Annotated in this window: 6 protein-coding genes; 3 read left to right on the top strand and 3 right to left on the bottom strand. The window is 55.2% G+C overall.

The window, feature by feature from the left end:
• The first annotated feature begins 22 nt into the window (after positions 1–22).
• Both VN12_RS14445 and VN12_RS14440 read left to right on the top strand, forming a co-directional pair.
• Positions 23–1,735 (top strand): peptidylprolyl isomerase, encoded by a 1,713-nt coding sequence (locus VN12_RS14445; protein ID WP_146677487.1) that lies wholly within the window; start codon positions 23–25, stop codon positions 1,733–1,735.
• Positions 1,736–1,814: 79 nt separating this feature from the next.
• Positions 1,815–6,956: a vWA domain-containing protein gene (locus tag VN12_RS14440; RefSeq protein WP_146677486.1), complete on the top strand. Its 5,142-nt coding sequence runs from the start codon at positions 1,815–1,817 to the stop codon at positions 6,954–6,956.
• On the opposite strand, the gene VN12_RS14435 is transcribed toward VN12_RS14440, so the two are convergent.
• Both VN12_RS14435 and VN12_RS14430 read right to left on the bottom strand, forming a co-directional pair.
• Entirely contained in the window at positions 6,943–8,274 is a 1,332-nt protein-coding gene (locus tag VN12_RS14435) for a dicarboxylate/amino acid:cation symporter (protein ID WP_146677485.1), read from the bottom strand. The genes VN12_RS14440 and VN12_RS14435 overlap by 14 nt on opposite strands.
• Before the next feature lie 42 nt (positions 8,275–8,316).
• A complete protein-coding gene (locus tag VN12_RS14430; protein WP_205855049.1) occupies positions 8,317–10,350 on the bottom strand; it encodes a S9 family peptidase in 2,034 nt (677 codons plus the stop codon).
• A 61-nt stretch (positions 10,351–10,411) separates the two neighbouring features.
• Here VN12_RS14430 and VN12_RS25850 point away from each other — a divergent pair, with 61 nt between their 5' ends.
• Complete coding sequence (locus VN12_RS25850) at positions 10,412–10,597, top strand: hypothetical protein (RefSeq protein ID WP_168164098.1); 186 nt, start codon at positions 10,412–10,414, stop codon at positions 10,595–10,597.
• Positions 10,598–10,688: 91 nt separating this feature from the next.
• On the opposite strand, the gene VN12_RS14425 is transcribed toward VN12_RS25850, so the two are convergent.
• Positions 10,689–11,042 carry a hypothetical protein gene (locus tag VN12_RS14425; protein WP_146677484.1) on the bottom strand — a complete coding sequence of 118 codons (354 nt, stop codon included), beginning with the start codon at positions 11,040–11,042 and terminating at the stop codon, positions 10,689–10,691.
• Between the last annotated feature and the right edge of the window lie 13 nt (positions 11,043–11,055).

Below are 11,055 nucleotides of genomic sequence, written 5' to 3'. Positions count from 1 at the left end.
GATTGCAAGACGGGCTCCCAACGTGATCGCACCCGATTTTCTCCATGGTCGAATGGCTTTGAGCCTTCCCAGAGGGTGGTATTGGTTCGGATGGCTCCTCTTTGCCCCCCTGGTAGGCTGCGCCTCGGTTCCTAAACCCGCTCCTACCGCCCCGCCTCCCACCAGCGCGAACGCTGGAAGCACGACGATTGTCGCGATCCAACCCTCCAGCCCAGCTTGCGATACGACCCTTCCGAAGTTCTTGGGATTAGACGCCGCCGCACAAGGCATCGGGGGTGGCCTCCAGAGGTTGGGGAGCCGATTGTTATCTTCGCTCGACCTGACCGGGCGTTTTCCGGGGCTCCAACCGCAACCCCCTGTCCTACCTCTGACAGCCCCTGAAAATATGGGCCCTGAAGCCCCACCTGCGGTGCAAGCAGCGGCAGAGATTAAGAAGGAAGAGGACAGCGCCCAACAAAAGATCATGGCCATTCGATATTTGGCCACTCTCGGATGTGGGGGATGCTACGAGAAAGTGGAAGAGGCTCTTCTGGAAGGATTGGGAGATTGCACCGAATCGGTTCGCTACGAAGCAGTTCGAGCACTCCAATGCAAACCGGAATGCGGTTGCCGATATTGCAGCTCTCCCTCCTGCTGCAGTGCCAGCGTCCGCAAGAAGCTCGAGGAACTCACTCGCTGCGAGAAAGAACCCTCCGCCCGAATCCGACGCCACGCGCGATTGGCCCTCGCTTGCTGCTCGACAAAACCTTTAGAACAAGAAGATGCACCGAAAGAAGGCCCGACCCCTGCCGTAGCCCCTTTGGACGGAGAAGCGATTGCAGCGAGGAAGGAATCGGATCTTTTCGACGGAATTCAAAAGGTGTCGTTCCAGACCACGACGGATCACGGCAATAACGGAAGCCCCGACAAGGGCGTCCTCGCAGTGGTCAATGGCGAATCCATTACGAGGAGCCAAATCGCCAGCTTGCTCGAAAGCGATGGGGATCGCTCTCTTCTCACCGACTCGCCCCGCGATGAAGAATCCCGGTTGCGACGCGCGGTGGAGAAGGCCGTGAACTGGAAAATGATCGAGCAACAAGTTCGAAGCGAGGTGCGCTTGGCCGGAGGTAGTTCAGCAAACGCGGTTTCACCGGATGAAATGCGAGCTTGGTTTGAAAAAAGATCGCCGACGGAAAGCTACATTTCCGCCTCCGAGATTGCCGCATACTACGAGGTGCATCGCCCTAGATTCTCCCGACCGAGCCGAGTGAGGTGGGAGGAGTTGGTGGTCTACGTGAGCGAGTGCGGAACGAAGGCAAATGCAATCCGTCTCGCGGAAACACTTCGAAGACGTGCCGAGGGCTATGAAGCCAATCCCGGCATGACTCTGCAGAAACACCAATTCGACACGAACTCTTATCCTTGGATGCCCACGAGCTCCGTGGATTCGGTGGCACTGGCCAAGTGTTTGGAGTCACTGCCGGTGGGTCAGGTCAGTCCCATCATCGAAGACGATGGACGACTGTTTGTCTTGAGAGTGCTGGAACGCGCTCCCTCAGAAGTCCGTTCCTTGGCAGACTGCGCCGCTGAGATTCAGCAGCAAATCCTCGCGGAGCGCAAACGCCAAGCTGAGCAGAACTTGTTGGCGCAACTCCGCGCCGCGAGCTCGGTGTGGACCGTCTTGGAAGAGGGGACCGCTCACGATAGCAATCCAGTTCAAATGGCTTCAAAACGTTCGATCGAACCAGTCCGCTAGACTACCATCTAATCCATTCCGGAGGTTGCAGCAGCCTTTGGTGCCCAACACATCCATGCGTTGATTGAGTGATCGCAACATGACAACCAATGGTAGCCGTGAACGAAACTGGAAGGGTGACGCTCCCGTTGTCATTGACGAAAAGAAACATCGTTGGCAATTGGAGTCCACCGAGAGCCCTACTTCTAAGGGCAAGGTCCAAGGTCAACGAAACAGTTTGCCTCTCCTGGGAGTCGTGGTGGGCGTGGTTCTCACCGGATGGCTGGTCTATCTGCTGACCTACGCTCCGGTCAAAACACCCGTCCTCGCTGTCTGCGCTGGCCAATACGCGTGGCCGATCAAACTCCCCGCTTGGCGGTCGGAAGATTTCTCCGAGCTCCAAAAGTTGAATGGAAAAACCATCCATTGGATCAACGCGAGCCGCGAATGGACGACCAAACCCGCGGCGTTGGCAGATCTCGAACGGCGAGTGGCGAGCTTCTCCAAACAAGCGGCTCGTTCTGGGAATTGCGTGATCTATCTGGCTATGCAGGGTGTGGTGAACGATGAGAGCAAACCATGCTTGATCCCCACCGAAGGAGATCCGCTCGATCCGGCCAGCTGGATCGGGGTAGAAGAGATCGCGGACATTCTGGTTTCCGCGATGCCCACGGGCGTGCACTGTTTGCTCGTCATCGATCCGATCGATCTGAAACCGAATTGGCATACCGGCGTGCTCACTCAAACCTTCACTCTCCGTGTATCGGAGTGGATGAATGAGCGAAAGGAATCCAATCTAACCGTTCTTCTCGCCGCGAAAGATGGCCAAGACATCATCGCATCGGCGGATTTGAATGGATCGCTTTTCGGACGCGAATTCCGATTGGGTTTGTCGGGCGGGGCCGATGTCTACGAAGCCATCAACCGGACCGATGTCTTGAACCGACCGGGAGACGGAGTCGTTACGGTCCAGGAACTGGCAAAGTTTGTTTCCACCCGTGTACAGGATTGGTCCAAGGAATTTCGTCGAGAAGAACAGACCCCGCTACTGGTGAGCCAAGCCTCGGGATCGACCGCTGTGGCCCGTGCGAGCTTGGCTGACGAAAAGACCAAACTGTTGGACTCGATCATCACTTCCAACTTGCCCAGCCCCGCGGTCTCACTCGATGAACGAAGTCGATTGTGGGAGATGTATCACCTGCTTCGCGATCAACAACTGTACTTGGATAACCCGAGTCGCTGGACCGAAATGGAAGTAGGGCTGCTTCGCTTAGAAGAGGCAAATCGCTCTGGTATGGCTTTTAGCGATTCGCTGAAGCGGACCTTGCTCTCGCAGGTCAGTCGCTCTCTCGAAAGATATGTTGAACGCTCCAAAGGGCCCAAGGCACGAAGTATCTTCGAACGAGAGCAGATTCTTGCAAATACCACTGCCCCGATACCTCGTTTCGGACCTTGGCCCTCTCTCGCACTCAAAGGGATGTTTGGTGAAATCGATGGGCCGTCCCAAGATCGGCTACAAAGCGAACTGCCCGGACTGATCGCCGACGGGAACCTCATCGATACCGAGCTGTTTGGAAAGTCCGCGCAGATCGCTCCGAGCGGGAGCATTTGGAATGAAGTCAATTTCGTGAATTTGCTCAAACGATTCGCGCTGGCAGCTCCGTCCGCAACACGCGAGCGGATCGAGCAAATCGCGGTCCTCCATAACGAGATGGAGCGATTCGTCAGCGCAGGGGACGTGCGGGTCACTCGCATTCAGAGACCCGATTTAGAGACGTTGGACCGTCTTCGACGCTCCTTGGAGGACACAGCGTTATCGGGTCAAACCGATCTCCTGGACTCCAAGACGCAGGCACTCCAGAGCGCGCTGACGGATCTCCAAGCCAATCCGACAGCCATTGCATCTCTTGCGAATCAAGCGATCCGAACTCGAGATCTATTTCTAGTCACATCTCCTCATATACTTGCGTGGCTCGACGCCGAGCATTCCCTTCGCGACGAAGCGCTCGCTTCACCTGCCGGATCCGAGCTGGATCTTTCCGGTGAACTGGTCTTGCCGGGAACCGCAGCGATCTCCTCCTCACGTCTCTCGAATCGAAAACGAGCTGGGATCGATCGCTTTCTCCAATTGTTGGATGCTACCAAGGATTTCACTCAGCTTCTTTCGCTTGAGGGCGAAGGGGACTCCGCTCGAATGGAACGAATTCGCGATGCAGCGGATCTGATTCTTCAAGACTGGTTATTCCTTCAGACACAGTGGACTCTCGACGCTCAACTCGCCCTGCAAAATCGAGACCGAGGCGCAGCGCTCCTTGCTGAAGTGGGAACGGAGCTTCAGATTCTGATTAGCGACAAGGAAGTGCGAGATCGACTTCGTGCTTTGGAAGCAGAGATTCTCGAATCGAACCATGAATCCAATCGAAATCATTTGGTCGAGAGTTTGAAATCCAATTGGCGAAAGAATGCGATTCCTGGCGTGAACGCCGACGCCTCCATGCTCCAGACGTCGCAAAACCCCTCCGGCTGGCGCCCTCATTGGGAAGCCTGGGGCGAGCATCCCTTCTTGACCTACATACAGAGCACCTATCCCTTGCTCGAACCCGATCCTGCAGATGCTACAGCCGGCGCTGGGGAGCCATCGGAAATGGCGGATCGAATCGAAAAGGGCAATCGCCAATTGCGCAATTTGTTCAATGCCTTCCCTGCCTTCACTCCTAACCGCGTTGCGGCGTGGTGTCGGAATGCCGGTATCGATCTTCCCTTGCAAGACACCAACGCGTCTTGGGCCACTGCCGTGTATGCCGACTATGTGGAACGCATTCTCGCGCCTTGGTCCTCACGAAGAACCGATGCCCACGGATTTGCTCTGTTTCGCAATATCGCCATCAAAGATCTACTGAGCTGGTACGCGCAGCGGTCGCTCGAAGATTTCTATGCAACGAAGTCCGTCGAGGGAGATGCCGCTCCCTTTTTCAAAGTCGCTGTCGAACAGCTTCTTTCTAATCTAGCGAAGTTACCGGCGAACTCTGCAGACCTCGACGAGTTGTCCGCTTCGATTCAACGGCAATTAGATGTGCGGGTGGGCTCCTATCGTCAAGCTTTGATACTCGATATGAAAACAGGCGACGAAGAGTCGGACCCGTTATCGATATCACTCCGTACCAGTCGCATTGGATTGCCCGACGGAGGCCAGTGGAATCCAGAGCTACCCTCAGGTTCCGTGGGTCTCTTTCAACGCACATCTGCTGGCGACTTGATCTCGCTCGAACGAGAACTCAAACTTCCTAGCGGCGATGAATCCATCTCGTCCGTACTCAACACTCCCCTCGACTCGTCGTCTGGCGCACGAAGCGAATTCGTGGCCGCATTTCGAGGTCATGAATTCACGAAAGATCTCAGCATCGATCGCTTCCATGTCGTAGAGGACGAGTGGGTTCCTGAACGACGTTCTGAAATCGTCTTGTTTGGTGACAAGCCAAAACAACCCTCGATCGTTTTCGTGCTTGATTGTTCGTCCAGCATGGGTGGAATGATTCCTCTCGAAGCGGTCGATGCGAGAGTTCAATCGAAACTGGACGCCGCCAAAGCCGGCATTTTGCAACTGCTCGACCAACTAGCAGGGTTTCCGGATGCCCGCGTCGGTGTCCGTTTGTTCGGACATCGAATGGGATGGTCCAGGCCCATCAGCGATTCAAAATCGGGTGCCACCGGCTCCACCCGTCTGCTGCTTCAGCCGAATTACATCGGAGCGATCCCAGATGGCTTAACACCAAGTCGAGATGTCGAGAATGTGATGCCGCTCGGCCGTTTTCAGCCGCAATCCATTTCCGAACTCGCCGATCTATTGGGCAGCGTCGTTCCCTGGGGCCAGTCTCCGGTCTACCAATCGGTGATCGAAGCCTATTCGGACTTCGACGCCGACTCCAACTCGACCGCAAAGTGCGTCGTCTTGATTACCGATGGCGACAATTTCCAATTCAATGCACTTCGTACCCCGGGAGGTGATCGGGAGGCCGATACAACGCTCGAGGATGTGCTGCGGGCTTGGGAACAACGAAAAGTTCCTACCTTTGTTCTCGGGGTCGGAATCGATCGCACCCAGGATAGCCAAGCTTGGCAAAACCTCAATCGAATCGCCGATGTCACCGGCGGCCAATACTACGATGTCGGCAACCGTACCGCGCTGCTCCGAGCCTTGATGGAACAACTCTCGAAAGGGGAATATCGGATCTCGAACTCCTCCAATAGCTCGGACATTCAACTCGACGCGCGACGGAACGAAACCGTTAGCAAACTCAATTCTCCCGTACAGATCGAACTCGGCTCACGCGGCACCGAACGAGTCGAGCTTTCCTTCCAGACGATCAAAAAGGAAATGGTTCTAGAGGGTGGGGAATCGATCGAACTGAGCTTGAGGGAAGACGGACTCGAAATACGATCGGAGCCCTATTCCGTCGGCTCGCCGAAGTTAGGGGTACTGCGCAAAGCCAATTCCCAAGAACGTCGAATTGCTCGAGTCCATCGTCCCACCGTTGAAGCCAACTCGGTTCTTTTCCCCATCTCCATCCAAAATCCCAATAGCCACTACACTCGCAGACCCCGCGAACTTTGGATCGAAATCCAAGCACAGACCGAGTCGAAACAAAACATTGGGAAACCTTATGTCTTCTTCGATAAGCACTGGAAGAGCGGAGTTCCGGTTCCACTCGTCGACTGCCGAGCAGGAAATTGGCCCGATCGCGCCACCCAGGCCAGTATCAAGATCTGGTTTTCGGACGAACCAGCCACCCCCCTTCTTTCCATTCCAATCCCAGAGCTACTGAGCAATCCCAGCAAGTTTGCCTCAGGCGTGCCCGTTCCCTCCATTCCCGGATACCGAGTTCAATGCACCCTGCAGCCTACTGAGTCCTCCCGCACGATCGATTCCGTCACGGTGAAAGAAAGCAAGGAATTGGAAGGAAACGATATCCATCAAACCAAAGTGCAGTTTGTCGCGGCACCCGATGCCCTCCCTACCAAGGTGCGGCATAAATACGACGACACGCAGAAGAGCGCAACGCACTCCTTTCATTTCCAAGGAGAAGCTAGACTCCGCGCCACCCAGTCCAATGCGAATCGAATCGAGATTTACAACAAAGGAAGTCTCACATCCGGTGCTTGGAGCCTCGAAAACGAAGAACCTATCGAGATCGAAATTCGGGAAGCGAGCGAATACCTGCCCTTGCCGATCAACTTGCCGTGATTGCGTCCGAATGCGATTCCATCCGCTTCCCCTCAATCGCATCGACACATACCGCAACCGCGACATCCCCACAAACGTTGACTGTGGTTCGGGACATGTCGAGCAAACGATCGACCCCCATAATGATCGCGATTCCTTCAGGAGGGACACCCACCGACTGAAGCACCAGTACGACCAGCGGGAGCGATCCCCCTGGCACACCTGCCGTCCCAATGCCAGCCAACATCGATAGCAACACGACGATAATCTGTTGGCTCAGGGATAACTCCACACCAAAGACTTGCGCGAGGAATAAGACTGTAATCCCCTCGTATAACGCGGTCCCGTTCTGGTTCGCTGTCGAGCCGATCGTCAAGACAAAGTGCGATATTTTTCGATTCAGTTTGAGATTCTCATCTACCACCCGTATCGAAGTGGGCAACGTGGCGCTCGAACTCGATGTCCCAAACGCCGTCACGAGCACTTCGAGGATATCTCGAAAAAAGGTTAGCGGGTTCCGCTTCGCGATCACCCAAATGGCAATCGAATAAACGACAAACATGTGGATGCTGAGCCCGAGTATGACCGCGACCACATATCCCGCCAACAACCGAATGATATCGAAGCCCAGCAGCGTCGTAGCGTAAAAGACCAGCCCCGCAACCCCGTAGGGCGCGAGCGACATGGCCGTGCGTATGATCGCCATGATCGCTTCATAGAACCCCTCCAACACGGCGAGGACCGGCTTCGCCTTGTCCCCAATCGTTGTCAGCGCAACCCCCATACACAGCGAGAAAAACATCACGCCGAGCAGGCCGCTCCCAGGCGACGATCCGTCTAAAGCACCGACAGCTTCTTGGAGCGGATTGCGTGGAATGATCTCGAGAAGCGTCGCGATAATTCCCTTAGAACTACCTGCCTTCTTGATCTTGTCATCCGCATCGCTCGTAAACTGCTCCTTGAGCCTCTCCCTGCTTTCATCGCTCAAACTGGTACCTGGCTTGAGCGTGTTCGCTAACCCCAATCCGATAACCACCGAGGCGCCGGAAAAAAGAAGAGTCATCAGGAACGTCATCAGCCCCAGTCGACCCAGCTTTCGAACATCGCCGATCTCTGCCACTCCAAGCGTCAGAGCACAAAAGACGAGTGGTATCACCACCATGAAAATGAGTCGCAGAAAGACTTGCCCAACGGTGTTGGCAATGTTCTCACTAAACCATTTGAGTCCTGGATGATCCCCTAGCCATTGCTTGCATACCAGCCCCGCTATGGCCCCTACCGCAAGACCGATCAGGATGCGCCAATGCAAGGCGAGGCCTCGCGCGTTCGATTCGCTCATAGCTTCTTTCTAATGGCTACTCGTTAGGAAAGACGAAGCGGATCACTTCGCGCCCGGCGGGCAATACTTTTGCAACCAACCAAAGATCTCGCGGTGCCAATGAAGGCTGTTCGCTGTCTTGTTCACCCAATGCCCTTCGTCAGGAAAATTGACGAACCGACTCTCGACTCCCAATCGTTGCAATGCCTGAAAGAGCTCATGCCCCTGCCCTATCGGGCAACGAAAATCGAGATCATTGTGGATCACCAGCATCGGAGTTTTGTATTTGGTGAGATTGCCTGCCAAGCGATGGGGGCTGAACTCGCGGTACTTTTCCTGCTTCTCCCATGGCATGCCACCATGCTCATACTCATCAAACCATAACTCGTCGGTCGTCCCCCACATACTCTCGAAATTGTAGACGCTGCAGTGGGTGATCAAACAGCGGAACTCCTTCGAGATCTCATTGACCGCAAACCAATTCTGCATGTAGCCACCGAAACTGGCTCCAGCCGATGCAATCCTGCCCGCGTCGACATAATCGAGCGACTGGATCTGCTTTAACCCCGCCACCAGATCTCGGTAGCACTTGCCACCCCAATCGCCACTGATCTCGTCGCAGAACTTCTGGCCAAAACTGGTCGACCCTCGCGGATTCGGCATGGCCACGACATAGCCTTGAGCTGCCCAAATCTGGGGGCACCAACGAAAACTCCAGCCGTCTTCCCAAGCCCCCTGTGGCCCGCCATGGATCAAGTAAACAACAGGCCATTTCTTGGCGGGATCAAAGCTAGGTGGCTTCAAGATCCACATCTGCATCTGCACATCCCCCTCCACCGGAACCTGCATGCTTTCCGGCACGGGACGCTCCCACTTTGCAAGCAACTCTCGATTGTGCGCCGTGATGGACAACGCGACGCCCCCCGCCAAACTACCCGTGTACAAAGCGGCAGGTTCGTTCATCGTCGCACGAGCCAAAGCATAACGATCCCCTCGAAGCGAAAGACCCGTCAACTGGCCCATCCGACCACCCTCAAAAGGTGCAGCGACTGGTTCAGGCTGCTTACTTGCACTTGCTAGAAAAAGAACACTCGATGCGTTCTTATCCGAAGTGAATAGAATTCTCGCGCTGTCGAGCCATCGAAAATCGTTCACCGGGCTGTCCAGACTCTCGGTCCAGGAAGTAGGCGTCCCGCGAAAGGTGCCATCTGGATTGCATTCGCATACGATCAATTGCCAGCGATCCGCTTCATATCCGGGCTTGGATTGAGCCCGATAAGCAGCCCACTTTCCGTCAGGACTGAACTGGATCAAGCTCTCGGCAGCTGGACCGGAGGTAATCGGTTGCCACTCTTGCTCCTTGTTCTGTATCGATACACGACAAATGTCATGATTCGTACTCCACGACTCTCCCTTTGCCGGTACGGCCGTGAACAGAAGATAGTTTCCATCTGGAGAGAATGTGAATTCGTCCCCCGCACTGAACGTCGAACTCGTCGGGTAAGCGTCCCGATCTCCCGGCGTCACATCCCGACAATCCGTGCCATCGGCTTGGATGACGAACAAATGATTCCTTTTGTCCTCGACGTATGAATCCCAGTGGCGATAGAACAACTTCGTGAAGGTCTTCGCTTTCACTAAAGAGTTGCTAGCAGCCTCGTCCGTATCTTTGTTCTTGGCATCCGACTCCGCAAAGGGAAGAGCGCTCCACTCCGGTCGCACGGTCGAGAGGAATGCGATGCGGCCTCCGTCCGGCGACCAGATCCCATTGCTGGCACCCGTCGCAATCTGGGTCACTTTCCTCGGCTCGCCTCCCGCAGCGAGATCGAGAACGTAGATCTGAGAAGACCCATCTCGGGTCGATTCAAAAAGGATCTTGGTGCCATCGGGCGACCAACGAGGGTGCGTATCGGATTTGCCCGAAGTCGTTAACTGTCTGCTCCCGGAACCATCCGCATTGGCCAACCAAAGCTGAGTCGCCTTTTGATTCTTCGACGCATCGAGGATCTTTGTCACTTGATAGACAACCTTCGATCCGTCCGGGCTCAACTGCGGATCCGCGACCCGCTCTAGCTGGAATAACCCTTCCAAGGACATCGGCTCGGCACCATCGCATCGAGCTCTAGAGTCATAGGAAACTGTAGAGCCCGATAGGATCATGGCGTTCAAAAGAATTACCGCCCAATGTCCGAGTGAAGGTTGCTTGGTCAACATGCGCAGCGCTGAGAAGGGAGTTGACGAACAGATTCGTGAATGCCGAGAGGAAGAACCTGCCATCATACTTCCAGAAGCCACCTATCACAACCAACCGGGTCAGTTGCACCCCCCCGAGGTGAGAAAGTAGACGATCACCAACAACGGCAACGGTATCCCCAAAACCCAGAGGGCCGCAAATATCGACTTCTTACCCATTCCCATGATCTGCTCTCTTTCCTTTAAATAGCTTTCGCTCGAATTCCTGTTCCCGATACAACACGATCCGGTTCGATGGCTAGGACAAGCCGCCATTCGTCCCTCGTGTCTCCTTGGACATCGCAATCGGCGGACCAGAACCACCACGAATTGTCAAACATCCACACAAACGTCGCCAACACTCGCACCGCCGGTCGATGGGGAGACAGGTTGGTCGATGAAGGAGCATCGAGAGCCAGTGCTTCCGACAATCGTCGCTTGAAACAGGACTTGCGAATCGGACTCGGTGCTTGGCGCGCAACTTGCCCTGCTTCTTCTAGGTCATGCTCGCCACTCCTGCCGCGATCGTCGCCGCAGCTAGCTGGCGACCATATCAAAGTTCGTCATTCA

This window comes from Pirellula sp. SH-Sr6A, from assembly GCF_001610875.1.
Classification (GTDB): domain Bacteria; phylum Planctomycetota; class Planctomycetia; order Pirellulales; family Pirellulaceae; genus JBKCUI01.
This window is presented reverse-complemented; position numbering and strand designations above follow the sequence as displayed.

Bases quoted from the DNA above. Each gene is read 5' to 3' on its own strand.
- VN12_RS14440 (WP_146677486.1), top strand. From the start codon at position 1,815: ATGACAACCAATGGTAGCCGTGAACGAAACTGGAAGGGTGACGCTCCC.
- VN12_RS25850 (WP_168164098.1), top strand. From the start codon at position 10,412: ATGGCGTTCAAAAGAATTACCGCCCAATGTCCGAGTGAAGGTTGCTTG.
- VN12_RS14430 (WP_205855049.1), bottom strand. From the start codon at position 10,350: ATGTCCTTGGAAGGGTTATTCCAGCTAGAGCGGGTCGCGGATCCGCAG.
- VN12_RS14435 (WP_146677485.1), bottom strand. From the start codon at position 8,274: ATGAGCGAATCGAACGCGCGAGGCCTCGCCTTGCATTGGCGCATCCTG.